21 protein-coding genes and 1 pseudogene are annotated in these 24,308 nt (G+C 73.0%); 15 read left to right on the top strand and 7 right to left on the bottom strand.

Features of this window, described 5'->3' with window-relative positions:
• The first annotated feature begins 120 nt into the window (after positions 1-120).
• The gene (locus KGS77_RS27390; RefSeq protein ID WP_242587716.1) at positions 121-1,389 is read left to right on the top strand and encodes a hypothetical protein; all 1,269 of its coding nucleotides are present in this window, start codon (positions 121-123) and stop codon (positions 1,387-1,389) included.
• On the opposite strand, the gene KGS77_RS27395 is transcribed toward KGS77_RS27390, so the two are convergent.
• Positions 1,365-2,588, bottom strand: a complete 1,224-nt coding sequence (locus KGS77_RS27395; protein WP_242587717.1) for a glycosyltransferase 87 family protein — start codon at positions 2,586-2,588, stop codon at positions 1,365-1,367. The two genes, KGS77_RS27390 and KGS77_RS27395, sit on opposite strands and share 25 nt — an antisense overlap.
• 288 nt (positions 2,589-2,876) lie before the next feature.
• On the opposite strand from KGS77_RS27395, the gene KGS77_RS27400 reads away from it, so the two are divergent.
• Complete coding sequence (locus KGS77_RS27400; protein ID WP_242585838.1) at positions 2,877-4,019, top strand: glycosyltransferase family 4 protein; 1,143 nt, start codon at positions 2,877-2,879, stop codon at positions 4,017-4,019.
• A 90-nt stretch (positions 4,020-4,109) separates the two neighbouring features.
• Here KGS77_RS27400 and KGS77_RS27405 read toward each other — a convergent pair whose 3' ends face one another.
• The gene (locus KGS77_RS27405; RefSeq protein ID WP_242585839.1) at positions 4,110-5,906 is read right to left on the bottom strand and encodes an AMP-dependent synthetase/ligase; all 1,797 of its coding nucleotides are present in this window, start codon (positions 5,904-5,906) and stop codon (positions 4,110-4,112) included.
• Positions 5,907-6,223: 317 nt separating this feature from the next.
• On the opposite strand from KGS77_RS27405, the gene KGS77_RS27410 reads away from it, so the two are divergent.
• From KGS77_RS27410 to KGS77_RS27435, 6 genes and pseudogenes are all read left to right on the top strand, one after another.
• Positions 6,224-7,015, top strand: coding sequence for a metallophosphoesterase (locus tag KGS77_RS27410; RefSeq protein ID WP_242585840.1), 792 nt, complete (start codon positions 6,224-6,226; stop codon positions 7,013-7,015).
• A 186-nt stretch (positions 7,016-7,201) separates the two neighbouring features.
• A complete protein-coding gene (locus tag KGS77_RS27415; protein ID WP_242585841.1) occupies positions 7,202-7,675 on the top strand; it encodes an SRPBCC family protein in 474 nt (157 codons plus the stop codon).
• Positions 7,676-7,677: 2 nt separating this feature from the next.
• Positions 7,678-9,054: an ArsA-related P-loop ATPase gene (locus tag KGS77_RS27420; protein ID WP_242585842.1), complete on the top strand. Its 1,377-nt coding sequence runs from the start codon at positions 7,678-7,680 to the stop codon at positions 9,052-9,054.
• A 151-nt stretch (positions 9,055-9,205) separates the two neighbouring features.
• Positions 9,206-9,682: pseudogene (locus KGS77_RS27425) on the top strand (DUF5304 domain-containing protein); the annotation flags it as partial.
• A gap of 371 nt (positions 9,683-10,053) precedes the next feature.
• A complete protein-coding gene (locus KGS77_RS27430; RefSeq protein ID WP_242585843.1) occupies positions 10,054-10,995 on the top strand; it encodes an ROK family glucokinase in 942 nt (313 codons plus the stop codon).
• A gap of 9 nt (positions 10,996-11,004) precedes the next feature.
• Complete coding sequence (locus KGS77_RS27435) at positions 11,005-11,763, top strand: endonuclease/exonuclease/phosphatase family protein (RefSeq protein ID WP_242585844.1); 759 nt, start codon at positions 11,005-11,007, stop codon at positions 11,761-11,763.
• A gap of 83 nt (positions 11,764-11,846) precedes the next feature.
• Here the strand turns inward: KGS77_RS27435 and KGS77_RS27440 are convergent, their stop codons facing one another.
• On the bottom strand, positions 11,847-12,611 hold the full coding sequence (locus tag KGS77_RS27440) for a hypothetical protein (RefSeq protein WP_242585845.1): 765 nt from the start codon (positions 12,609-12,611) through the stop codon (positions 11,847-11,849).
• Entirely contained in the window at positions 12,598-13,395 is a 798-nt protein-coding gene (locus tag KGS77_RS27445; RefSeq protein WP_242585846.1) for an alpha/beta fold hydrolase, read from the bottom strand. Before KGS77_RS27445 ends, KGS77_RS27440 begins: the two co-directional genes overlap by 14 nt.
• Before the next feature lie 159 nt (positions 13,396-13,554).
• On the opposite strand from KGS77_RS27445, the gene KGS77_RS27450 reads away from it, so the two are divergent.
• From KGS77_RS27450 to KGS77_RS27465, 4 genes are all read left to right on the top strand, one after another.
• A complete protein-coding gene (locus KGS77_RS27450; protein ID WP_242585847.1) occupies positions 13,555-14,337 on the top strand; it encodes a lysophospholipid acyltransferase family protein in 783 nt (260 codons plus the stop codon).
• A gap of 125 nt (positions 14,338-14,462) precedes the next feature.
• A complete protein-coding gene (locus tag KGS77_RS27455; RefSeq protein WP_242587718.1) occupies positions 14,463-15,719 on the top strand; it encodes a DUF5931 domain-containing protein in 1,257 nt (418 codons plus the stop codon).
• Complete coding sequence (locus tag KGS77_RS27460; RefSeq protein WP_242585848.1) at positions 15,716-16,387, top strand: response regulator transcription factor; 672 nt, start codon at positions 15,716-15,718, stop codon at positions 16,385-16,387. Before KGS77_RS27455 ends, KGS77_RS27460 begins: the two co-directional genes overlap by 4 nt.
• 262 nt (positions 16,388-16,649) lie before the next feature.
• The gene (locus KGS77_RS27465) at positions 16,650-17,678 is read left to right on the top strand and encodes a 6-phosphofructokinase (protein ID WP_242585849.1); all 1,029 of its coding nucleotides are present in this window, start codon (positions 16,650-16,652) and stop codon (positions 17,676-17,678) included.
• A 242-nt stretch (positions 17,679-17,920) separates the two neighbouring features.
• Here KGS77_RS27465 and KGS77_RS27470 read toward each other — a convergent pair whose 3' ends face one another.
• Positions 17,921-19,846: an anthranilate synthase family protein gene (locus KGS77_RS27470; protein ID WP_242585850.1), complete on the bottom strand. Its 1,926-nt coding sequence runs from the start codon at positions 19,844-19,846 to the stop codon at positions 17,921-17,923.
• A gap of 348 nt (positions 19,847-20,194) precedes the next feature.
• Between KGS77_RS27470 and KGS77_RS27475 the strand changes: the two genes are divergently transcribed.
• Positions 20,195-21,544 carry a 3-deoxy-7-phosphoheptulonate synthase class II gene (locus tag KGS77_RS27475; protein WP_242585851.1) on the top strand — a complete coding sequence of 450 codons (1,350 nt, stop codon included), beginning with the start codon at positions 20,195-20,197 and terminating at the stop codon, positions 21,542-21,544.
• A gap of 156 nt (positions 21,545-21,700) precedes the next feature.
• On the top strand, positions 21,701-21,997 hold the full coding sequence (locus tag KGS77_RS27480; RefSeq protein WP_242587719.1) for a (2Fe-2S)-binding protein: 297 nt from the start codon (positions 21,701-21,703) through the stop codon (positions 21,995-21,997).
• Between the two features lie 52 nt (positions 21,998-22,049).
• On the opposite strand, the gene bfr is transcribed toward KGS77_RS27480, so the two are convergent.
• Entirely contained in the window at positions 22,050-22,526 is a 477-nt protein-coding gene (gene bfr, locus KGS77_RS27485) for a bacterioferritin (protein WP_242585852.1), read from the bottom strand.
• A gap of 154 nt (positions 22,527-22,680) precedes the next feature.
• Here bfr and KGS77_RS27490 point away from each other — a divergent pair, with 154 nt between their 5' ends.
• Positions 22,681-23,304: a sulfite oxidase-like oxidoreductase gene (locus KGS77_RS27490; RefSeq protein ID WP_242585853.1), complete on the top strand. Its 624-nt coding sequence runs from the start codon at positions 22,681-22,683 to the stop codon at positions 23,302-23,304.
• A gap of 71 nt (positions 23,305-23,375) precedes the next feature.
• Here KGS77_RS27490 and KGS77_RS27495 read toward each other — a convergent pair whose 3' ends face one another.
• Complete coding sequence (locus KGS77_RS27495) at positions 23,376-24,275, bottom strand: deoxyribonuclease IV (RefSeq protein WP_242585854.1); 900 nt, start codon at positions 24,273-24,275, stop codon at positions 23,376-23,378.
• Between the last annotated feature and the right edge of the window lie 33 nt (positions 24,276-24,308).

A 24,308-nucleotide genomic window follows, 5' to 3' on the forward strand; every position in this document is an offset into this window, starting at 1 on the left:
CATACGATCAGTCCCGTGGCAGGTCAGCGGGCGGATCGACGGACGGGTCGACGGGCGGGGCCGCGGGCGGGACGGCGCAGGCCGCCGCGCGCGGCAGCGGTGCTGTGCGCCGTCCTGTCGCTGCTCGCGGGCGGCCTGACGGCCGGCTGCGGCACCGCCTCCGGCGGGTCCGCCGGCTCGCCGGGCATACAGCAAACGCTGGACGCCCGCGCGGTGGCCGTCCGGGACCGCGACGCCCGCGCCTTCCTCGACACGGTCGACCCGGACGCCACCGCCTACCGCGACCGGCAGCGTCGAATGTTCGCCAATCTCGCCGAGGTGCCGTTGGCCGCCTGGCGCTACGAACTGCTGCGCACCGAGGCGTTCGGGCTGCCCGCGGCGGCCGGCGGCGGCCGGCGGGTGGCGGCCGAGGTGCGGCTGCGCTACCGCCTGGCCGGCTACGACTCCGTGCCGGTCACCTCCGTCGAGTACCTCACGCTGGTCGACCGCGGCGGCCGGTGGCGCATCGCCTCGGACACCGACGGCGCGCCGGACGGCAAGCGCAGCGCGCGGCAGTTGTGGGACCAGGGCCCGGTGGAACTCGTGCGCGGCCGGCACAGCCTGGTCCTCGGCGTGGGAGGGGACCGCAAGCGGCTGCGCGACCTGGCGGACCGTACGGACCGGGCGGTTCCCGACGTCCGCAAGGGCTGGCCGGGGAAGTGGGCGGGGCGGGTGGTGGTGCAGGCGCCGCAGTCGCTGGAGCAGATGGCGCAACTGCTGGGCGCCGGTGACGCGTCGGGGTACCGGGGCATTGCGGCGGTCACCACCGGCGAGGCCGGGGCCGGTGCGCGCGGGCCCGCGGACCGGGTGATCGTCAACCCGGAGGCGTACGAGGAACTGAGCGACCTGGGTCGGCAGATCGTGCTGACCCATGAGACGGCGCACGTGGCCACCCGCGCGGTGACCACCCCGGCGACCCCGCTGTGGCTCTCGGAGGGCTTCGCCGACTGGATCGCCTACCGGGAGTCCAGGCGTCCGGCCGCCTCCGCCGCCCCGGAACTGACCCGCGCGGTCGTCGGCGGCCGGCCCCCGCACGGCCTGCCGGTCGACAAGGACTTCGGCTTCAGCCGGGGCGCGGAACAGCTCGCGCAGGCGTACGAGGGGGGCTGGCTGGCCTGCCGCATGATCGCCGAGAAGTGGGGAGAGGGGCGGCTGGCGTCCTTCTACCGCGCCGTCGGCCGGGGGGCCTTCGGCACCGCGGCCGACGGCCCGGCCACCGGGGGCGGGAAGAACGGCGAGGGTGCCGGACGGCCGGCCCGGCTGGACCGCACGATGCGCTCCCAATTGGGGGTGGATCTGAGGGAATTCACTCGTCTGTGGCGTGGCTACCTCACCGACGAGCTGGCCTGAGCGGAGCCGGAGCCGGGGCAGGTGCCGGGACCGGACCCGGGCGCGGACCGGGGGCCGGGCGCGCGGTGGTGGCCGGCGGGCGCGGCGGCGGTGACGGTCGAGCGCCACAGACAGCGGCAGGAGAGCAGGGTCGCGGCCACCAGCAGCCCGTTGCGCAGCACCAGGAGCGCGATCCCCGTCCCGTCACCGGCGACGACATGGGCGAAGCCGACCGGGAACTCCGCGAACGTCACGCCGGTGGCGGCCAGCACCAGAGCGGCCGGCCACCCCTGCCGGCCGGCGCGCGCCGACACGCACACGGCGGCCAGGCCGACCAGCCAGATCATGTACTGCGGGCTGATGACCCGGCTGGTCGTGGTGAACAGCAGCACCGCGGTGAACGCGGTGTCCGGGAGCGCGGTGGCGGTCAGCTCCCGTGCCCGCAGCCGCCACCGGACCAGCCAGCCCAGGGCCGCGCCGGACAGCACCAGCGCCAGGCCGCTGACCAGGGACACGTACGGGCCGACGAACTCCACGGAGCCGTAGTGCAGCAGCACCCGGCCGTCCCAGCCGAAGCACCGGGCGACATGGAAGGCCAGCGCGCCCAGCGACTCCACCTCCGTACCGCGGTCGCGCTGGAAGGAGAGGAAGGCCAGCGCGCCGGGCATAGTGGCCACCCCCGCCCCCGCGAGCGCGCCGCAGGTCAGCAGGGCCGTGCCCCATATGACGCGGGTCCGGTGGCCGCGGGTGGTACCGCACAGGAGCAGCGCCGGCCAGACCTTGAGCAGCGCGCCCACGGCGGCCAGCGCCGCCGCCGTACGCGGCCGGCGGCCGGCGGCGAACAGCGCGGCGACGGCGACGGCGGTCACCAGCAGGTCGTAGCGGGCGTACGCGGTGGGGCCGAGCAGGAAGACGCCGGTGACCCACACCCAGGCACCGGCCGGGCGCCTGCCGGGCCGGCGCCCCGCGTACAGGAAGAGCGCCAGAACCCCGGCGTCGGTGGCGCAGGCCAGCGCGAAGAAGGCCGGGGCGTAGTCGAGGAAGGGCAGCAGGCCGGGGGCCAGGACGGCCGCGGCGGCGGCCGGCGGGTACTGCCAGGCGACGTCGTCCGCGGGGAAGGCGCCGGTCCTCAGGATCTCGTACCAGCCCCGGTAGATCACCGAGATGTCACCGGTGACGTCCGGCCCCGGCGTCACCAGCACCTTGAAGACACAGAGCATCAGTACGGTACGGGTCGCCGCCCAGACCGCCACCGGTGCGCCCACCGCGTACCACGCGCGTGCCCCGCGCACCGCAGGCGGAGCGTGGCCGCCGGTCACGGTCATCGCCACCTCGCCCTCCGGGCCCGGACCCGGTCCGCCGGCCGGCGGTCACCGGTGGTCCCCGCCGGCCGCCCGCCGATCGCCCGCCGCGCGGCGTCATGGCCGCTCCCCGAGGGTAGCCGGGGGCGCCGCCGGTGCGTGGCCGCCGCACGGCCGCCGCGCGCCGCCCGGTACTGTGCCAGGGCAATGGACAAGACGCTGATCGTCACGAACGACTTCCCGCCCCGGCCCGGCGGCATCCAGGCATTCCTGCACAGCATGGCGCTGCGCCTGGACCCGGACCGGGTCGTCGTCTACGCCTCCACCTGGAAGCGGAGCAAGGAGGGCGTCCGGGCCACCGCCCGCTTCGACGCGGAGCAGCCCTTCAGGGTCGTACGGGACCGCACGACCATGCTGCTGCCCACGCCCCGGGTCACCGGCCGGGCCGTCGGCCTGCTGCGCGAACACGGCTGCTCCTCGGTGTGGTTCGGGGCCGCCGCCCCCCTGGGGCTGATGGCCCCGGCCCTGCGCCGGGCCGGCGCGCGGCGGATCGTGGCGACCACGCACGGCCACGAGGCGGGCTGGGCGCAGCTCCCCGCCGCCCGTCAACTGCTGCGCCGCATCGGCGAGGGCACCGACACACTCACCTATCTGGGTGAGTACACCCGCTCCCGGATTGCCGGCGCCCTCACCCCCCGGGCCGCCGCCCGTATGACGCAGCTCCCGCCGGGCGTGGACGAGAAGACCTTCCACCCCGGCTCCGGCGGCGACCTCGTCCGGGCCCGGCTCGGGCTCGCCGGCCGCCCGGTGGTGGTGTGCGTCTCCCGGCTCGTGCCGCGCAAGGGACAGGACACGCTGATCGAGGCGATGCCGCGCATCCTGGCCTCCGTACCGGACGCGGTCCTGCTGATCGTCGGCGGCGGCCCGTACGAGAAGGAGCTGCACGCGCTGGCCGCCGGGAAGGGCGTGGCGGACGCGGTGCGGTTCACCGGCGCGGTCCCCTGGGAGGAGCTGCCCGCCCACTACGGCGCGGGTGACGTCTTCGCCATGCCCTGCCGTACGCGCCGCGGCGGGCTGGACGTCGAGGGCCTGGGCATCGTCTACCTGGAGGCGTCCGCCACCGGACTGCCGGTCGTCGCGGGCGACTCGGGCGGCGCGCCGGACGCGGTCCTGCACGGTGAGACGGGCTGGGTGGTGCCGGGCGGCGCGCCGACGGCGGCGGCCGAACGGATCGTCACCCTCTTGAAGGACCCCGGGCTGCGCCGCCGGATGGGCGAGCGGGGGCGGGCGTGGGTGGAGGAGAAGTGGCGCTGGGACCTGCTGGCCGAGCGGCTGAAAGAACTGCTGTAAGAACTGCTGTGAGCCCCGGGCCGGCATCAGGCAGAAGGAGGCGGGGCGGACCGGATGCACCGGCCCGCCCCGCCTCCTTCGGCCTTCGCCCTAGCTGCTGTAGATCGCCTCGATCTCCTCGGCGAAGTCCCGCGCCACGACATTGCGCTTGAGCTTGAGCGACGGCGTGATGTGACCGGACTCCTCCGTCAACTGGGCGGGCAGGATGCGGAACTTCCGTACCGACTCGGCCTTGGAGACCGCGGCGTTGCCGTCGTCGACCGCCCGCTGCACGGCCGCCAGCAGCTCCGGGTCCCGGCTCAGCTCGGCGACGCTCTGACCCGCCGGGCGCCCGTGGTCCGCGGCCCAGCGCGGCAGGAACTCCTCGTCCAGGGTGACCAGCGCGCCCACGAAGGGCCGGCCGTCACCGACGACCATGCACTCGGCGATCAGGGCGTGCGCCCGGATACGGTCCTCGATCACGGCCGGGGCGACGTTCTTGCCGCCCGCCGTCACCAGGATCTCCTTCTTGCGGCCGGTGATCGCCAGATAGCCGTCCTCGTCCAGGGTGCCCAGGTCACCGGTGTGGAACCAGCCGTCGGAGAGGGCTTCCTTGGTCGCCTGCTCGTTGTTCCAGTACTGGGTGAACAGGTGCTCGCCGTGCAGCAGCACCTCGCCGTCGTCGGCGATGCGCACCACCGAGCCGGGCAGCGGCTGGCCGACCGTACCGATCTTCTGCCGGTCCCACGGGTTGAAGGCGGTCGCCGCGCACGACTCCGTCAGGCCGTACCCCTCCAGGGCCGTGAAGCCGATGCCCCGGTAGAAGTGGCCCAGCCGCTCGCCCAGCGGTGCGCCGCCGGAGATCGCGTGGGTGGCCCGGCCGCCCAGCACCGCGCGCAGCTTGCCGTAGACCAGCTTGTCGAAGATCTTGTGCTTGATCCGGAGGCCGAAGGAGGCGCCGGCGGCGGAGTCCAGCGCGCGGCTGTAGGCGATGGCGGTCTCGGCGGCCTTGTCGAAGATCTTGCCCTTGCCGTCGGCCTGCGCCTTGGCGCGCGCCCCGTTGTAGACCTTCTCGAAGACCCGCGGCACGCCCAGGATCAGGGTCGGGCGGAAGCCGGCCAGGTCATCGGTGAGGTGCTTGATGTCGGGGGCGTGGCCCAGCTTGATGGGCGCCATGACCGAGGCGACCTGCACCAGGCGCCCGAAGACGTGGGCGACGGGGAGGAAGAGCAGGACGGAGGAGTCCCCCGTACGGAAGAGCGGCTTGAGGCGCTCGACGACGTTGCCGCACTCGGCGAAGAAGCTGCGGTGGCTGAGCACACAGCCCTTGGGGCGCCCGGTGGTGCCCGAGGTGTAGACGATCGTGGCGGGGGAGTCGGCGTCGGCCAGCGCGCTGCGCTCGTCCACCTCCTGGTCCGAGACGCCCTTCCCGGCGGCCCGCAGCCGCGCGACGGCGTCCCGTTCGATCTGCCAGATGTTCTCCAGCGCGGGCAGCCTGTCCCGTACGGACTCCACGACGGCCTCGTGGGCGGGGGTCTCCACCAGACAGGCGACCGCGCCGGAGTCGCCCAGGATCCACTGGACCTGTTCGGCGGAGCTGGTCTCGTACACGGGGACGGTGACCGCGCCGGCGCTCCAGATCGCGAAGTCCAGCAGCGTCCACTCGTAGCGGGTGCGCGACATCAGACCGACCCGGTCGCCGGGCCGGATACCGGCGGCCATCAGGCCCTTGGCGGCGGCCCGGACCTCTTCGAGGAAGACGGTGGCCGTCACGTCCTGCCACCTGCCGTCCACCTTGCGGCCCATGACGGCAACATCCGGGTGCTGCGCGGCATTGCGGCGGATGAGATCCGTCAGATTGCCGTCCGCGGGGACCTCGTACAGGGCCGGAAGGCTGAACTCGCGCAAGACTGCTGCTCCTCATTGGCGCCGGCGTCACGACGCTGTGTGTATGCCGGCTGCGGTCCATAATCAGGCAGGGGGGTTGGACTGCCCGGACGTTACCCATCGGTATTGCTTTTGGGATAGAGGGTCACGCCCAGATGTTCGATGCGTCACAGCCGTGGGACGCGCCGTCCGTCATGTCGTGGGGCATGCCGTGGTGATGCCTTGGGACTGCTTCGCGCAGAGTAGACCAGCCCTTTGGTGACGCGGAAGTAACCGCAGGTCGGGGTGGCCACGGGGCGGTCTCCCGGCGGCGGGGCGGGAGCTCTAGGGTGACGGGCATGCGCGTGCACGTGGTCAGTGATGTACATGGGAACAGCCGGGACCTCGCCACGGCGGGCGACGGGGCCGACGCCCTGGTCTGTCTGGGTGACCTGGTCCTCTTCCTGGACTACGCCGACCACTCGCGCGGCATCTTCCCCGACCTCTTCGGCGTCGAGAACGCCCACCGGCTCGTCGAGCTGCGTACCGCCCGGCGCTTCGCGGAGGCACGTGAGCTGGGACGGCGGTTGTGGGAGTCCGTCGAGAGCGCGGCGGGCGGCGACGGGGCGGGCGGCCGGCAGGCGATCATCGAGGGCGCGGTGCGCAAGCAGTACGCGGAGATGTTCGCCGTCCTTCCCACGCCGACGTACGCCACGTACGGCAACGTCGACATCCCCCACCTGTGGCCGCAGTACGCGCGGCCGGGCACCACGGTCCTGGACGGCGAACGGGTGGAGATCGGCGGGCGGGTCTTCGGCTTCGTCGGCGGCGGGCTGCGGACCCCGATGAGGACCCCGTACGAGATCGGTGACGAGGAGTACGCCGCCAAGATCGAGGCCGTGGGCGAGGTGGATGTGCTGTGCACCCACATCCCGCCGGACGTGCCCGAACTGTGCTACGACACCGTCGCCCGGCGCTTCGAGCGCGGCAGCCGGGCCCTGCTGGCCGCGATCCGCGCCACCCGGCCCCGGTACGCGCTCTTCGGGCACGTCCACCAGCCGCTGGCGCGGCGGGTGCGGATCGGGACGACGGAGTGTGTGAACGTGGGGCACTTCAACGCGACCGGGAAGCCGTTCGCCCTGGAGTGGTGAGCGGGCGGGGCGAGCCGGTGTGGTGAGCGCGGTCCGCCGGACGGTGAGCCGGGGGAGCCGGCCGGCGCGGCGGCCCTGGGGACGGCGACCGCTGGTGTCGGGCGCCCTTCCCCCGCGCGGTAGCCTTCAGCAGCAGGGATACGCGTCTGGCGCACCGGCACGAATCGGCATGGAGGAGTCACGGCGATGGCCGAACACACCAGCTCTAGCATCACGATCCAGGCGGCACCCGCCGACGTGATGGGAGTGATCGCCGACTTCGACCGCTATCCGCAGTGGACCGGCGAAGTCAAGGAGGCCGAGGTGCTGGCCAAGGACGAGCAGGGCCGGGCCGAGCAGGTCAGGCTGGTGCTGGACGCCGGGGCGATCAAGGACGATCACACCCTCGCCTACACGTGGACCGGCGAGGACGAGGTGAGCTGGTCGCTGGTGAAGTCCCAGATGCTGCGCGCGCTGGACGGCTCCTACCGCCTGGTGCCGCTGGACGGCGGCCGGAGCACCGAGGTGACCTATCAGCTCACCGTCGACGTCAAGATCCCGATGCTCGGGATGATCAAGCGCAAGGCGGAGAAGGTCATCATCGACCGGGCGCTGGCGGGCCTGAAGGAGCGGGTCGAGAACGGCCCCGGCGGACCGGCCGGCGCGGCCGAGAAGCGCTGAGCGTGCGCACCGTCCTGGTCACCGGTCCGGGGGGCGCGGGCCGTACCACCATCGCCGCGGCGACCGCCCTGGCCGGGGCGCGGCGCGGCGAGCGCGTACTGCTGCTCACCACCGAGAGCGGTGCTCCGGACGCGGTGCTGTGCTCCGCGCCGCCCTGTTCCCCGCTGCCCTCCGGGGAGCCACGCGCGCTCGCCCCGGGCCTGTGGGCCGCGCGCATCGACTCGGGCGAGCGCTTCCGCCGGGAGTTCCTGGCCTTCCAGGAGCGTGCGGGCGCCGCGCTGGACATGCTCGGCGCCGTCCCGCTGGACGAGGACGAGCTGACCGAACTCCCCGGGTCCCAGGCGTTCGCGCTGCTGCACGCGCTGCGTTCGGCACACGGGACACAGGCGTGGGACCGGGTCGTCGTCGACATGCCGCCGGCTGCTGAAACGATCCGTCTGCTTGCCCTGCCCGAGCAGGCCCGCCGCTATCTGCGCCGGCTGCTGCCCCCGGAGCGGCAGGCGGCCCGCGCGCTGCGGCCGATGCTCGCCCAGCTCGCGGGGGCGGCCATGCCGGCCCAGAAGCTGTACGAGGCCGCCGAGCGCTGGGAGCGCGAACTCGCCGCCGTCCAGCGGGTGATCGACGACCCCGGCACGACCGTACGCATCGTCACCGAGGCGGGCCCGGTCGCCGCCGCCGGCCTGCGGACCGTACGCGCCGGCCTCTCGCTGTACGGCCACCGCGCCGAGGCCGTCATCGTCAACAAACTGCTGCCGACGGACTCGGCCGACCCGTTCTGCGCCGCGCTCTCCGGGCAGCAGCAGACCGCGCTCAAGGCGCTGGGCGCACAGTTCCCGGACATACCGGTCCACGAGGTGCCGCACCTGGGGCGTGACCCGCAGGGCATCGAGGAGCTGGCGGAGCTGGCCGACGGGCTGACGGGCGGTTTCGTGGGCGGCTTCACGGACGGTTTCACGGACGGCTTCGTGGGCGGACCGGCCGACGGGCCCGCCGCCGAGCCGGCCGGCGCGACAGCCGGCAGCGGCCGTCAACCGGACGCCCTCTCCGACGCCCCCGGCACGTCCCCGGACGGCCCGTACGACCCGGACAGCCCCTATGGTCCGTACGGCAGCCCGCCCGGCGACCTGTGGACCGTGGAGGACCGGCTCGCCTCGGACGGCCTGCTGATATGGCGGGTGCCGCTGCCCGGCGCCGAGCGGGAGAGCCTGGGGCTGGTCCGCCGCGGCGACGAACTCATCGTCAGCGCGGGCCCCTTCCGCCGCATCCGTACGCTGCCCTCCGCGCTGCGCCGCTGCTCGGTCTCCGGCGCGGGCCTGCGGGACGGTGCGCTGCACGTCCGTTTCAGCCCCGACCCGGCCCTGTGGCCACGCGGCAACTGAACGCCGTACCGCCATTCGGGTAACGTCGGGGAAAAGGCCGGGCCGAAGCGAGGCCGGTCCCAGCGGATGAGGAGCTGGGGGCGGCGGTCCAGGAGGCGGCCCGGCCGACGTCCGACCGTCCCGCAGTACCGCCTCGCCGCAGGAGTCCGCAATGAGCGATGCCACCGAGCGCCCCGCCGACCGTACGGCCCGGGACCGGACCCGGACGCAGGCCGACGCCGACGCCTGGGCGACGGCGTGCGCCGAAGACCTCGCCGCCGAGAAGGCCCGCCGCCGGGCCCGGTACGGCCCGCCTCCCGGCAGTGCCGCCGAGGAGCTGCGCAGGCTCGCGGAGGCGGTCACCGACAAGCTCGCCGGCATCCAGTTGCCCGGCGCGCTCGCCGGGATGGCGGCGCAGGGCGCGGTCAGCCAGTTCCTGCGGCAGGCCAAGTCCGTGGTCGAACCGGTCATCGAGCGCAACCCCGAAGTTTTCGACCACCTCGCCGCCGCCGGGTCCGAGCTGCTGGCCGCCTACCGTTCGGCCGTGGAGAACAGCGAACGCCGCTGGACCCGCCGGGCCGCCGACGGCACGCACGGCCCGGTCGACGGCACGAACGGCAGTGCCAATGGTGCCCACGACAGCGCCAACGGCTCCGGGCCCCGTACCGGCACCGACCGCGCCACCTCCGACCGCGACACCGCCTCCGACCGCGACACCGCCTCCGACGGCCCGGCCGACGGCGCGACCCCGGGCACCACTTCCGGCAGCACCCCGGACACCACCGGCGGCAGCACCTCCGCCGGCCCCCGCCGCGACGACGACGGCCCGGCCGGCACCGAGCGGATCGATCTCGACTGAGCCCCGCGCTCCCCTGAGCGGCGCCGGGCGTGCGGCACCCGGCGCCCGGTACGAGCCGTGGGGCGGCCCGGGGCCCGCGGCGGAACCGGCGGGCGCGGGAGGCGCCACCGTCTCCGGTACGGTTGTTCACGGCGGGGTTCGAGCGAATAACTGAGGGACTAATGGGACTCACCATCGGCGTCGACATCGGCGGCACGAAGATCGCGGCCGGCGTGGTCGACGAAGAGGGCCAGATCCTCGCGACGTGCAAGGTGCCGACTCCGCAGGCCACCGACGAGCTGACCGAGGCCATCGCGGACGCGGTGCGGACGGTCGGAGCCGACCACGACGTCGAGGCGGTCGGTATCGGCGCCGCCGGCTACGTGGACGAGAAGCGGGCCACGGTCCTCTTCGCCCCCAACATCGACTGGCGCCACGAGCCGCTGAAGGACAAGGTCGAGCAGCGCGTCGGCCTGCCCGTCGTCGTGGAGAACGACGCCAACGCGGCGGCCTGGGGCGAGTACAAGTTCGGGGCCGGCCAGGGCCACAGCGACGTCATCTGCATCACGCTCGGCACCGGCCTGGGCGGCGGCATCATCATCGGCAACAAGCTGCGCCGGGGCCGCTTCGGCGTCGCGGCCGAGTTCGGTCACATCCGGGTCGTCCCGGACGGCCTGCTGTGCGGCTGCGGCAGCCAGGGCTGCTGGGAGCAGTACGCCTCCGGCCGCGCCCTGCTGCGCTACGCCCGCCAGCGTGCCTTCGCCACCCCCGAGAACGCCAAGGTCCTCCTGTCGCTGGGGGACGGCACCTCCGAGGGCATCGAGGGCAAGCACGTCAGCGAGGCCGCCCGCCAGGGCGACCCGGTGGCCATCGATTCCTTCCGCGAGCTGGCCCGCTGGGCGGGCGCCGGGCTGGCCGACCTCGCCTCGCTCTTCGACCCCTCCGCCTTCATCGTCGGCGGCGGCGTCTCCGACGAGGGCGAACTGGTCCTGGACCCGATCCGCAAGTCCTTCCGGCGCTGGCTGGTGGGCAACCAGTGGCGTCCGCACGCCCAGGTGCTGGCCGCCCAGCTCGGCGGCAAGGCCGGACTGGTCGGCGCCGCCGACCTGGCCCGGCAGGGCTGAGCCGCGGTGGTGGCTGAGCCCCAGGACCTGCCCGCGTCGGCCACCGAGCCGGAGAACGGCTCGGCGGTCGTGCGTGTGCTCAGCTACAACATCCGCTCGATGCGCGACGATCGGGCGGCGCTGGCCCGGGTGATCCGGGCCTGCGCCCCCGATCTGGTGCTCGTCCAGGAGGCCCCGCGCTTCTTCCGCTGGCGCAAGACCGTGGCGTCCCTGGCCCGCGCGTGCGACCTGGTGCACGTCACGGGCGGCGCCACGGCCGCCGGTCCCATGATCCTCTCCTCGCTGCGCGCCCATGTGGAACGTACCGAGGACGTGCTGCTGCCCCGTACCCCCGGTCTCCACCAGCGCGGCCTGGCCACGGCCGTCGTACGGATCGGCGGCGCCCGGCTCGGCGTGCTGAGCTGCCACCTGAGCCTGAACGCGCGGGAGCGCGAGGAGCAGGCGCACCTGCTGCTCAAGCACCTGGCGGACCTGGACGTCCCCTGCGCCGTCGCCGCCGGCGACCTCAACGACCGCCCGGACGGCCGCGCGTTCCGTACGCTGGCCGCGGCGCTGACGGACGGCTGGACGGCCGCCCCCTGGGGCGGCGAGTACACCTCCACCCCGGCCGACCCGCATCAGCGCATCGACGCGGTCTTCACGGCCGGGGACGTGGAGGTCCTGGGCTGCGGCGTCCCGTACGGCCTGCCCGGCCTGACCACCGCCGACCTGCGGGCCGCCACCGACCACCTCCCGGTCCTGGCCGCCCTGCGCGTTCCCATGGTCTGAGCGCGGCCTGAGCCCTCACGGGCCCGGTACGAGGGCGACCGTGAGGCCGCCCTCCCGTGCTCATACGACCGGGTCCCGGCCCCTCACACCACCGCGCCGCCGCCCGGCAGGCCCTCGTCGTCCTCGTCGTCGTGCTTCATCCGGGCCACGAGCGTGGCGAAGCCGCCCAGGAAGCCGCCGATGCCCAGGACCGTGATCCACCACGTGACGGGCTGCCGGAAGAGGACCATCAGCACCAGCAGCAGCGGCCCGCCGAGCACCGCGAGCCAGGCGAACTTCGCGGTGACGTCGGCCTGGGGCAGCGGGGGCGGCTCGGGCGGGGTGAAGTGCCCCTCGTCCTGTTCGTCGAAGTCGTCCTCGGAGGGCTCGGCCGCCTCCCAGTCGCGCGGCCCGACGCCGGGCGCGAACACCACGAACCCGCCCACCGGGCCGCCCTTGGAAGGCTCGCCCCCCGGCAGGTCCTGCTGGTCCCTCTTGTCCTTCTTGGTGAGGTCGGACTGCGGGGCGCCGGTCTTCCAGGCGCCGGACTCGGGAGAGCCGTTCTTCGGGGCTTCGTTCTTCGGGGTTCCGGTGTCCGCGGAGGAGGACGTCGCGGGGCCGCCGGCCGTGGGCAGCCCGGTGTGGGGCAGCTCGGTGCGGGGCAGTTCGGAGTGCGCTGGGTCGTTCTTCGCCCGCCCGCCGTCCCGCTGCCCGGCGTCGGCGGGCCCGTTGGCGACCGGCCCGTTGGCGACCGGCCCGTCGTCCGGCACCGGGAAGACCGGCTCCTCGCCGTAGGCGGCCACGATCTCGGCCCAGGCCGCTTCCTCGTCCAGCGGGTCGCGGGGATCCCGGGGGCTACGCTCCACCACTGACGGCCTTCCCCTCTCCGGCCGGCTCCGCGCGCACGCTCGGCGCCAGGCGGGCGATGAAGTCGTACGTCTCCTGGAAGATCAGCTCGGCGTCGTGATCCAGCGTCGCCACGTGGAAGCTGCGCTCCAGCAGCTTGTGCCGTACGTCGGTGGAGGACACCCGCCCCAGCACCCGCTCGGAGTCCGACGGCGGTACGACATGGTCCTGCGGGCTGGTCATCACCAGCAACGGCTGGGTCACCTGCGGAAGTTCGGAGTCGACCTGGAGGAAGAACTTCCGTACGGAGTGCGCGGCGTGCAGCGGGGTCCGCTCGTAGCCGACCTCGACCGACCCCGGCTTGGCGATGTCGCTGGCCAGCCCCTTGGTCGTACGCAGCACATAGCGCAGTACGGGCAGCAGGGCACCCGCCTTGTCATGTACCCGGTTGGCCGGGTTGACCACCGCCACGCCGCTGACGGCGTCGCCGTGCCGGGCGGCCAGCCGCAGCGCCAGGGCGCCGCCCATGGACAGCCCGCACACGAACACCTGGGAGCACCGTTCGGTCAGCGCCCGCAGCTCGCGGTCCACCTCCGCGTACCAGTCCTGCCAGGTGGTGAGCTGCATGTCCTGCCAGCGGGTGCCGTGGCCGGGCAGCAGCGGTACGGAAACGGTCAGGCCGCGGTCGGCCAGGTACGCGGCCCAGGGGCGGACGGACTGGGGGGAGCCGGTGAAGCCGTGGCAGATGAGAACGCCGACCTCTCCGCCGTCGCGGCGGAACGGCTCGGCTCCGGGCAGCAGCGGCACCGGTGACTCCGATCGATAGAGAGGGCCTGAGGGTTACCTGAAGAGTACGCGGAGCGCCGCCGGGCGGGTAGGTCCAACGGCCCAGGCGGAGCACCCGCCGAGGGGAGCCCGGCGCCGGGGCAGGTTAAGGTCTTTGCGTCACACACAGGAGGCAGTGGGTTGATCTACGGCGCAATGAAGTTTTCCATCGGCGGGACGCTGAAGCTTGCCTTCCGTCCCTGGGTGGAGGGCCTGGAGAACATTCCCGCGCAGGGTGCGGCGATCCTCGCGAGCAACCATCTGTCCTTCTCGGACTCCTTCTTCCTGCCTGCCGTGCTCGACCGCAAGGTCACCTTCATCGCGAAGGCCGAGTACTTCACCTCGCCCGGCATCAAGGGCAAGCTGACGGCCGCCTTCTTCAAGGGCGTGGGCCAGCTCCCGGTCGACCGCTCCGGGGCACGGGGCGCGGGCGAGGCGGCCATCAAGAGCGGCATCGAGGTGCTGGAGCGCGGTGAGCTGTTCGGCATCTACCCGGAGGGCACCCGCTCGCCGGACGGCCGGCTCTACCGCGGCAAGCCCGGCGGGCTGGCCCGGGTGGCGCTGGCCACGGGCGCGCCCGTCATCCCCGTCGCGATGATCGACACGGAGAAGGTGCAGCCCCCCGGCAAGGTCATGCCGAAGATGATCCGGCCGGGCATCCGGATCGGCAAGCCGCTGGATTTCAGCCGCTACCACGGCATGGAGGGCGACCGCTTCATCCTGCGTTCGGTGACCGACGAGGTCATGTACGAGATCATGAAGCTCTCCGGCCAGGAGTACGTGGACATCTACGCGACCGCCGCCAAGCGGAAGATCGCGGAAGAGGCGAAGAAGAAGGCGGAGGCGGAGAAGACCGCCAAGGCCGAGGCGGGCAAGACGGATAAAGCCGGCAAGGCGGAGAAGGCCGGCAAGGCGGACGGATAGCGGCGTCTGCGGGCGTGGTCGTGCCCGCGAGGGGTGGGGGCGGAATGTCGGATGTCTCGGATGCCGGTGCGGACGTCGGAGCGGGCGCCGCAGACACGCCCAGGAAGCGGCCACGCGTGGTGCGGATGTCCGTGGAACTGCCGCTGTGGCGGGCACTGACCGGCTACCGCGTCCTGACCCTCGGCTACGTCCTGGTGCTGTTCGCGGTGTCCTACCGCGAGTACGACCACCCCGTGGGCGCCGCCGCGTATCTGGGCGCGCTGACCGTATGGATGGCGTTCACCTGGCGGCGTACGACCTCGGCCGAGCGCTGCACCCGGCACTTCCTGATCGCCGACCTGTCCTTCGCGATCGGCGGCATCCTGCTCACCCTCGTGGTCGACAGCCGCGCGCACATCATGGACGGCGGGCCGACCCTGCCCTCCATATGGACGGCCGGCGCGGTGCTCGGTTTCGCGATCAAGGGCGGCTGGCGCTGGGCGGCACTGGCCTCCGCCGTGGTGGCGGTGGCCAACCTCGTCGAACGCCAGGAGTTCGCCCGCGACACGGTCCACAACGTCGTCCTGGTGTGGGTGGCGAGCGTGGCGATCGGCTACGTCGTGGAGGTGGCGCGGGCCAGTGAGCGCACCCTCGCCCGCGCGCTCCAGATCGAGGCCGCCACCCGCGAGCGCGAGCGGCTGGCCCGCGACATCCACGACAGCGTGCTCCAGGTCCTGGCGATGGTGCAGCGGCGCGGCGCCGAGATCGGCGGTGAGGCGGCCGAACTGGGCAGGATGGCCGGCGAGCAGGAGATCGCCCTGCGTACGCTCGTCTCCAGCGGCCTGGTCCCGCCGCCCCGCCCGGACCACGGCCGGCCGGCGGACACCGGTCCGGCCCCCCTCGCGGTCCTCGGTACCGCGGCTGCCCCGGCCGCTGCGGCCCCCGCCGCCCCGGGACCGACGGCCACGGACGGCGGCCCCTGTGACGTACGGGTCCTGCTCGCCGCCCACGCGGGAGCCCGAGTCACCTTCTCCGAGCCGGGCGCGCCCGTCGTCCTGCCCGCCCCCGTGGCGGCGGAGCTGACGGCGGCTGTCAGTGCCGCGTTGGACAATGTGCGGGTGCACGCGGGCGACGGGGCCCGGGCGTGGATCCTGGTCGAGGACGAGCCGCGGGAGGTGATCGTGACCGTACGGGACGACGGCCCCGGCATCCCCGAGGGGCGGCTCGCGGACGCCGAGCGCGAGGGCCGGCTGGGCGTCGCCCTGTCCATCCGGGGACGGCTGCGGGAGCTGGGCGGCAGCGCCGAGTGGGTCTCGGTCCCCGGCCAGGGCACGGAAGTGGAGTTGAAGGTCCCCAAGGGCGCCGTGCCCGAGGGCGGAAAGCGGGGGAAGGCAAGAGCGTGAACGAACAGCCGCAGGTGAAGGTGATGGTGGTCGACGACCACCCGATGTGGCGGGACGCGGTCGCCCGCGATCTGGCCGCGGCCGGTTTCGAGGTGGTGGCGACGGCCGGCGACGGACCGCAGGCGGTGCGCCGCGCCCAGGCCGCCGGTCCCGACGTCCTGGTCCTGGACCTCAACCTGCCGGGCCTGCCCGGCGTGGAGGTCTGCAAGGAACTGGTCGCCGCCGACCCGGCACTGCGGGTCCTGGTCCTGTCCGCCAGCGGAGAGCACGCCGACGTGCTGGAGGCGGTGAAGTCCGGGGCGACGGGCTATCTGCTGAAGTCGGCCAGCACGCAGGAGCTGGTGGACGCCGTACGGCACACGGCCGCCGGTGACCCGGTGTTCACCCCGGGCCTGGCCGGGCTGGTGCTGGGCGAGTACCGCCGGCTGGCGACCGAGCCGGCTCCCGCGACGCCGGACGAGCCGGGCGCGCCCCGGCTGACCGACCGGGAGACCGAGGTGCTGCGCCTGGTCGCCAAGGGACTCTCGTACAAACAGATCGCCGAGCGCCTGGTCATCTCGCACCGCACGGTGCAGAACCACGTCCAGAACACCCTGGGCAAGCTCCAGTTGCACAACCGGGTCGAGCTGGTGCGCTATGCGATAGAACGAGGCCTGGACGGAGGCTGACGAGAGGGGCGATGGGCGCAGCCCTCGCGGCACTCGTACCCGTATCCGCACCCGTGCCCACAGCACTCCCGTCCGTACCGCGCATCCGCTCGTACGAGTGAACGCCGCACCCCAACTCCCCGGGAATTCCCCGTCAATCGGCGTCCGCGCCGCCGCCGGGCGACCCGTATCGCCATTAGCGTGACCCGCGTCGGCTCATTCACGGCGTCCTTCGTGATGCCACGGCCGTTCGCGGCCACTGACGGGATGAAGGGAAGCAGCGATGCGGGTCGGAGTACTGACCGGCGGCGGCGACTGCCCCGGTCTCAACGCGGTCATCCGGGGTGTGGTCCGCAAGGGCACCCAGGAGTACGGATACGGATTCGTCGGCTTCCGGGACGGCTGGCGCGGCCCGCTGGAGGGCCAGACGGTGCCGCTGGACATCCCCGCGGTACGCGGCATCCTGCCCCGCGGCGGCACGATCCTGGGCTCCTCGCGCACCAACCCCCTCAAGGAGCCGGACGGCGTCCGGCGGATCAAGGACACCCTCGCCAAGCAGGAGGTCGAGGCGCTGATCACGATCGGCGGCGAGGACACCCTCGGTGTCGCCGCCCGGCTCTCGGGCGAGTACGGCATCCCGTGCGTCGGCGTGCCCAAGACCATCGACAACGACCTGTCCGCCACGGACTACACCTTCGGCTTCGACACCGCCGTCGGCGTCGCCACCGAGGCCATCGACCGGCTGCACACCACGGCCGAGTCGCACATGCGCGTCCTGGTCGTCGAGGTCATGGGGCGGCACGCGGGCTGGATCGCCCTGCACTCCGGCCTGGCCGGCGGCGCCAACGTCATCCTCATCCCCGAGCAGCGCTTCGACATCGAGCAGGTCTGCTCCTGGATCGAGTCCCGCTTCAAGGTCCGCTACGCGCCGATCGTGGTCGTCGCCGAGGGCGCCGTGCCCAAGGACGGCGACCTGGTACTCAAGCACGGGACCAAGGACTCCTTCGGGCACGTCCGGCTGACCGGCGTGGGCGAGTGGCTGGCCAAGGAGATCGAGAGCCGTACGGGCAAGGAGGCCCGGACCACCGTCCTGGGCCACACCCAGCGCGGCGGCACCCCCAGCGCCTTCGACCGCTGGCTGGCCACCCGCTTCGGGCTGCACGCCATCGACGCGGTGCGCGACGGCGACTACGGGAAGATGGTCGCGCTGCGCGGCACGGACATCGTGCGGGTGCCGCTGGCGGAGGCGACCGCCAAGCTCAAGACCGTCGACCCGAAGCTGTACGCGGAAGCCGGGGTCTTCTTCGGCTGACACCCCGGCGTGCCACCGCCCGGCCCGCGAACGGCCGCTCCGCGCCCGGCGCCCGGTACCCGGCCGTGTCGGCGACAGCGGGAGGCAGTGGGGATCGTCGCTCTCGGCGGGCCGGCGTCGGAAACATGCTGGTCACCTCGCACCGGGCGTACTTCACCAAGGACGCGGCCGGCCGGATCACCGACGCCACGCACGCGGCGCCGAGGACGGCCCGGCCGGCCGCGTCAACGGCAACTTCCCGGTCACACCAGGACAGCGGCCAGCAACTGTGCAGTGATCCCCGCGCCGTCCAGGGTCAGCACGGACTCCGGGTGGAACTGCACGCCCGCGAAGCCGGGGCCGCGCAGCGCGTGTACCTCGCCGGTCGCCGCGTCCCGGCTCAGCTCGATCCGGTGCATCGCCAGTTCCGCCACCGCCGCCTCCTCGCAGCGGGCCGTGAAGGTGTTGTAGAAGCCGACCGTCTCCGGGCGGCCGAAGAAGTCGATGCGCTCCTGCGCGCCCTGGAACGGCACCTCCTTGCGTACGATCTCCAGGCCCAGTTCGGCGGCGATCAGCTCGTGGCCGAGGCAGACGCCGAGCAGGCCGTGCCGGTGGTCGCGGACCAGCTCCGCCGCCAGCGCGCGCAGCAGGCGCATCTTGGGGTCGGCGGTGTCCGACGGGTTTCCGGGGCCGGGGCCCAGCACCACCGGCCCTTCATGGGCCGCCACCGCCGCGCGCAGCCCCGGCTCGTCGTACCGGCGCACGGTCACCGTCAGCCCGGAGGTGCGCAGCAGGTGCGCCAGCATCGCGGTGAAGGTGTCCTCCGCGTCGACCACCAGCGCATGGCCGGACAGTGCCGCCGTCGGCGCGCGCTTGCGCATCCGCAGCCAGAAGGGGGCGAGGTCCGCGCGCCGGGCGTCCAGGGCGGCGCGCACCCGCGGGTCCTCGGCCAGCCGTGGCCGGTCGACGGCGTCGTCGGTAGGCTCCGGCGCGGGAAGCACGCCGAGCGCGGTGAGCACCCCGGCGGCCTTGGTGTGGGTCTCGGCGACCTCGCCGCGCGGATCGGAGGCCCGTACGAGCGTGGCGCCGACCGCGACCCGCAGCCCGCCGTCCGCGTCGATGTCCGCCGTACGGATCAGGATCGGCGAGTCCAGCGTCTGCGCGCCGCCCGCGTCCCGCCCGATCAGCGCCAGCGCCCCGGCGTAGTAGCCCCGGCCGCCCGCCTCGTGGCGCCCGATGACCCGGCAGGCGTTCTGCACCGGCGAGCCGACCACGGTCGCCGCGAACATCGTCTCCTTCAGGACCTCGCGCACGTCCAGCGTGGAGCGCCCGCGCAGCTCGTACTCCGTGTGGGCGAGGTGCGCCATCTCCTTGAGCCGCGGCCCGATCACCACCCCGCCCTTGTCGCCGACGGTGCACATCATCTTCAGCTCCTCGTCCACGACCATGGACAGCTCCTCCACCTCCTTGCGGTCGCCGAGGAACTCCAGCAGGTGCTCCGGGCTCGGGCCGTCGGCCGGGTAGCGGTAGGTGCCGCTGATCGGGTTCATCACGACCGTCCCGCCGGCCATCCGTACGTGTACCTCGGGGCTGGCGCCGACCAGCGTGCGCAGGCCCGGCCGGTGGACGACGTACGTCCAGTACGCGCCGCGCTCACCGGCCAGCAGCCGCCGGAACAGGGCCAGCGCGTCGGCCGCGCCGAAGCCCGGGACCGTGCCTTGGAAGGTGCGCCGGATGACGAAGTTGGCGCCCTCCCCGGTGCCGATCTCCTCCGCCAGGACCCGCCGGACGATCCCGGCGTACGCCTCGTCGCAGACGTCGAAGGCGCCGCCCTCGACCCGTACCCCGTGCGCGGGCAGATGCGCCAGCACCTCCTCCAGCGGCAGCTCGTACGTCTCGCGCGGGCGCAGCACGGCCAGCGGTGTGCCGTCGTCACGGACGTCGAACCCGCGCTCGCGGATCTGCCGGAACGGTACGAGGGCCAGCGCGTCGGTGGTCGCGGCGGCGCCCTCCGGCACGCCCTCGCCGAGCGGGATGTCGGCCAGCCGCGGCACCTCGGTCACCTCACCGATGAGCACCTCGACGGTGCCGGTGGCGGGCCGGCCGGGTGTGCGGCGGCGCAGCAGGGCGAACGGCGGGCAGCCGGGGGACAGCAGACGCCGCAGGACGTCGTGCGTGGAGCCGGGCATGTCGGCGGTTCCTTCCGGTAGGGGAGGAACGGCCCGCACCAGCGGAAAGGCCGCCCCTCGGGCGGCCTTCGCGTTGTCGGTGGGTACGCGCGATCAGTGGGCCGCCGGATGAGCGGTCCACCACCAGGCCATGGTCGCCGGTCGCGGGTACATGGGCGTCACCCTACCCGACGTGCCGGGGGAGGACAGCGAGGACGGGGAGAGCGGCGAAGGGGTGGTTGCGCAGGGCGGCCGGGGCTCCGGCCGGGCCGGGCCCCGGCCGGATCGCGCCCACACCACGCCGTGGGCCGTGTCTCAAATCCCGGGCGGCGAGATGGACGGGCTCCCGGACCCCGTAATGTTGACGAGGTGACCGTGAACGCTGAATCCCACGCCGGTGGCCACACCTGGCGAGACCTGCCCGCGGCGCAGCAGCCCGACTGGCCGGACCAAGAGGCTCTGCGCGATGTGATCGCCGAGCTTGAGTCCTATCCGCCGCTCGTCTTCGCGGGCGAGTGCGACCAGTTGCGTGAGCGCCTGGGCGCCGTCGCCCGTGGCGAGGCGTTCCTGCTCCAGGGCGGCGACTGTGCGGAGGCGTTCGACGCCGTGTCCGCCGAGCACATCCGCAACAAGCTCAAGACGCTGCTCCAGATGGGCGCCGTCCTGACGTACGCCGGTTCCGTGCCGGTGGTCAAGGTCGGCCGGATCGCCGGCCAGTACAGCAAGCCGCGCTCCAAGCCGACCGAGACCCGCGACGGCGTGACTTTGCCGACCTACCGCGGCGACTCCGTCAACGGCTTCGAGTTCACCGAGGCGGCCCGCATCCCCGACCCGCAGCGGCTCAAGCGGATGTACCACGCCTCCGCCGCGACGCTGAACCTCGTACGGGCCTTCACCACCGGCGGCTACGCCGACCTGCGCCAGGTGCACGCCTGGAACCAGGACTTCGTGAAGTCCTCGCCCTCCGGGCAGCGCTACGAGGCGCTGGCCCGCGAGATCGACCGCGCGCTGAACTTCATGAACGCCTGCGGGGTGGACCCCGAGGAGTTCAAGACCGTCGAGTTCTACTCCTCGCACGAGGCGCTGGTCCTGGACTACGAGACGGCGCTGACCCGCACCGACTCGCGCACCGGCGAGCTGTACGACGTCTCCGGCCACATGGTGTGGATCGGTGAGCGCACCCGCCAGCTCGACGGCGCGCACATCGAGTTCGCCTCGCGCATCCGCAACCCGATCGGCGTCAAGCTCGGCCCGACCACGACCCCGCAGGACGCGCTCACGCTCATCGAGCGCCTGGACCCGGACCGCGAGCCCGGCCGGCTGACCTTCATCACCCGCATGGGCGCGGACAAGATCCGCGACAAGCTGCCCGAGCTGGTCGAGAAGGTCACCGCCTCCGGCGCGCAGGTCGCCTGGATCTGCGACCCGATGCACGGCAACACCTTCGAGGCGGCCTCGGGCCACAAGACCCGCCGCTTCGACGATGTGCTGGACGAGGTCAAGGGCTTCTTCGAGGTCCACAAGAGCCTGGGTACGCACCCGGGCGGCATCCACGTGGAGCTGACCGGCGACGACGTCACCGAGTGCGTGGGCGGCGGCGACGAGATCTTCGTCGACGACCTGCACCAGCGCTACGAGACGGCCTGCGACCCGCGGCTGAACCGCAGCCAGTCGCTGGACCTGGCGTTCCTGGTGGCGGAGATGTACCGGGACCAGTAGCCCGGGGCCGCAGGTCCGTATGACACGGACGGCGCGCAGGACACCAGTGGGGCGCGGATCACAGGATCCGCGCCCCACTGCCGTTGTTACGTGCTTACCGCGCCGGGTAAGGTAAGGGTAACCTCACCGCGGATCCGGTCGATGGAGGTGACCCGCGTGTACGTCTGCTCGTGCTTCGGCATCACGGAGCAGCAGGTTCGCGAGCACGCGGACGCCGGTGCCTGCACCCCCCGCCAGATAGCCTCCGCCTGCAAGGCCGGCACCGACTGCGGTGGCTGCGTACGCCGTATACAGGCCCTGCTCGGCCGGGGTGCCTGCCCGCGGCGCGAGCTGATCGAACAGGGCGCCCCGCAGCCGCTCGGCGCGGACCCCGTCACGGTCCTGTCCGCCGCCGGCGCCGCCCCGGGCAGTCCGGCAGCCCCGGCAGCGGAAACGCTTCCCGAAGCGGCCTGACGGGCGCCCGGCGACGCCTGACGGCGCCAGGGAGAAGTGCCCCGGCCGCCCCTCAGCTCGGCTGCTCGATGTGCTGGGCGATGTACAACGCCTCGCCGAGCTTCTCCACCAGTTCGAGCTGGGTGTCGAGGTAGTCGAGGTGGTGCTCCTCGTCGGCGAGGATGTCCTCGAAGATGTTGGCCGAGGTGATGTCGTTCTTGGCCCGCATGACCTCGATGCCGCGCTTGAGCCGGTCGATCGCCTCGACCTCGATCTGCCGGTCCGCCTGGAACATCTCGGTGACGGTCTGGCCGATGCGTACGTGGAAGAGCCGCTGGTAATTGGGCAGCCCTTCCAGGAAGAGAATGCGGTCCGTCAGTACCTCCGCGTGCTTCATCTCGTCGAAGGACTCGGAGCGGGTGTACTTGGCGAGCTTGGTCCAGCCGAAGTTCTCCTGCATCTTCGCGTGCAGGAAGTACTGGTTGATCGCGGTCAGCTCGGCGGTCAACTGCTCGTTGAGGAATTCGATGACCTCTGGGTCGCCCTGCATGGCAGCGGGCTCCTTCCACGCGAGAACTGGGCAGGTGCCGCGCATCCTCGCACCGCTCAGAGAGGCCGTCCAGTAAGTACATGCTTAGTACGAGTTGCCCGAATCTCGACTGCCCTGGTCACAGGCACCCCTCCCGGTCTGACAACATGGGGGCATGGGTCAGCCGGAAAGCCGCAAAGCGGAGCATCCTCAGCTCCCTCCGGGGCAGCGACTTCAGCGAGGATGGCCGGTCACGCATTACGGCCCGGTACCGAGGTTCCGCCCCGAGCGCTGGGAGTTCAGGGTTTTCGGCGCGACCGAGGACGGCGGCAAGCACTGCTGGACGCACGAGGAGTTTTCGGCCCTTCCGTACGCGACCGTCGTGGCCGATATGCACTGCGTCACGAAATTCAGCATGCTGGGCGCCGAATGGGGTGGGGTGCTGACCCGGACGATCCTCGGCCTCGCGCCGCCCGCCCCGGACGTCACGCATGTCATGGTCTGGGCCGAATACGGTTTCAGCTCCAACCTCCGGCTCGCGGACTTCGCCTCCGAGAAGTGCCTCTTCGCCACGCACCGGTCCGGTGAGCCGCTCACCGCGGAGCACGGCTTCCCCGTACGGCTGATCGTGCCGCACCTGTACGCCTGGAAGGGCCCCAAGTGGGTCCGCGGCATCGAGTACATGACGGCGGACCGCCGCGGCTTCTGGGAGGAGCGCGGCTACCACAACCTCGGCGACCCGTGGCGCGAGCAGCGCTACTCCTACCAGGAGGAACCGGGCGACGGCCCGGAACTGTGAGCCTGACGCAGCCCTGCGGGCGGAGCCGGGCCCGGGGCCGTACGCCCTGAACCCGCCGGCCGCCCGCTGCCTCAGTGCCCCCGCAGCTCCTTGAGCCGCGCCACGTCCGCCGCGTGCCCTTCCTTGCCGCCCGGGGTCTCGATCACCAGCGGCACGCCCTCCGTCGCCGGGTGGCGGAACAGCTCCCCGAAGGGCTCGGCGCCGATGTGCCCGGCGCCGATGTTCTCGTGGCGGTCCTTGTGCGCCCCGGCCACGTCCTTGGAGTCGTTGGCGTGGATCAGCTTCAGCCGGCCCTCGCCCGCGACCTCCACCAGCTCGTCCAGCAGCCGCTTGGTGCCGCCGGGCGCCGCCAGGTCGTGTCCCGCGGCGTACGCGTGGCAGGTGTCCAGACAGATGCCGAGCCGGGGATGGCGGTCCAGGGCGTCGAAGTACGGGCCCAGGTCTTCGGCCAGCGCGCACAGCGACGCGCCCTGCCCGGCCGTCGACTCCAGCAGCAGCCACGGGTCGTCCTGGTGCGTCAGCTCCTCCAGCAGGGGCAGCATCCGCTCCCGTACCTGCGCCAGCGCCACCTCGCGCGGACGCCCGCCGGTCGCCGATCCCGTGTGCACCACCACGCCCAGCGCGCCGATCTCCCGGCCGCGCCGCAGCGAATGCCGCAGTGAGTGAACCGACTTCTCCACCGTCTCGGGGTTGTGCGAACCGAAGTTGATCAGATACGGCGCGTGCACGTACGCGGGAACCGAGTCCTGCGCGCAGGCCGCCCGGAACGCCTCGTCCTGCCGGGGATCGCCGGGCGGCGTCGCCCAGCCACGCGGATTGGCGACGAAGACCTGCACGGCCTCGCCGCCGATCTCCTGGGCGTAGGGGATGCCGACCTTGGCCAGGCCGCCGGCCACCGGCACGTGGCCGCCGACCGGGTTGCGCTCAGGGGCGCGCCGGGCGGCACGCTGCTGGGAGGGGGAAGTACTCACTCCACAAGGGTGCCAGGTGCGCGAGCGGTACGG

The sequence above is a fragment of the Streptomyces sp. MST-110588 genome (assembly GCF_022695595.1).
Lineage (GTDB): Bacteria > Actinomycetota > Actinomycetes > Streptomycetales > Streptomycetaceae > Streptomyces.

What these genes read in the sequence shown, in the direction of transcription:
- KGS77_RS27395 (WP_242587717.1), bottom strand. Translation starts at nt 2,588, where the DNA reads ATGCTCTGTGTCTTCAAGGTGCTGGTGACGCCGGGGCCGGACGTCACC.
- KGS77_RS27400 (WP_242585838.1), top strand. Translation starts at nt 2,877, where the DNA reads ATGGACAAGACGCTGATCGTCACGAACGACTTCCCGCCCCGGCCCGGC.
- KGS77_RS27410 (WP_242585840.1), top strand. Translation starts at nt 6,224, where the DNA reads ATGCGCGTGCACGTGGTCAGTGATGTACATGGGAACAGCCGGGACCTC.
- KGS77_RS27415 (WP_242585841.1), top strand. Translation starts at nt 7,202, where the DNA reads ATGGCCGAACACACCAGCTCTAGCATCACGATCCAGGCGGCACCCGCC.
- KGS77_RS27430 (WP_242585843.1), top strand. Translation starts at nt 10,054, where the DNA reads ATGGGACTCACCATCGGCGTCGACATCGGCGGCACGAAGATCGCGGCC.
- KGS77_RS27455 (WP_242587718.1), top strand. Translation starts at nt 14,463, where the DNA reads ATGTCCGTGGAACTGCCGCTGTGGCGGGCACTGACCGGCTACCGCGTC.
- KGS77_RS27465 (WP_242585849.1), top strand. Translation starts at nt 16,650, where the DNA reads ATGCGGGTCGGAGTACTGACCGGCGGCGGCGACTGCCCCGGTCTCAAC.
- KGS77_RS27470 (WP_242585850.1), bottom strand. Translation starts at nt 19,846, where the DNA reads ATGCCCGGCTCCACGCACGACGTCCTGCGGCGTCTGCTGTCCCCCGGC.
- bfr (WP_242585852.1), bottom strand. Translation starts at nt 22,526, where the DNA reads ATGCAGGGCGACCCAGAGGTCATCGAATTCCTCAACGAGCAGTTGACC.
- KGS77_RS27490 (WP_242585853.1), top strand. Translation starts at nt 22,681, where the DNA reads ATGGGTCAGCCGGAAAGCCGCAAAGCGGAGCATCCTCAGCTCCCTCCG.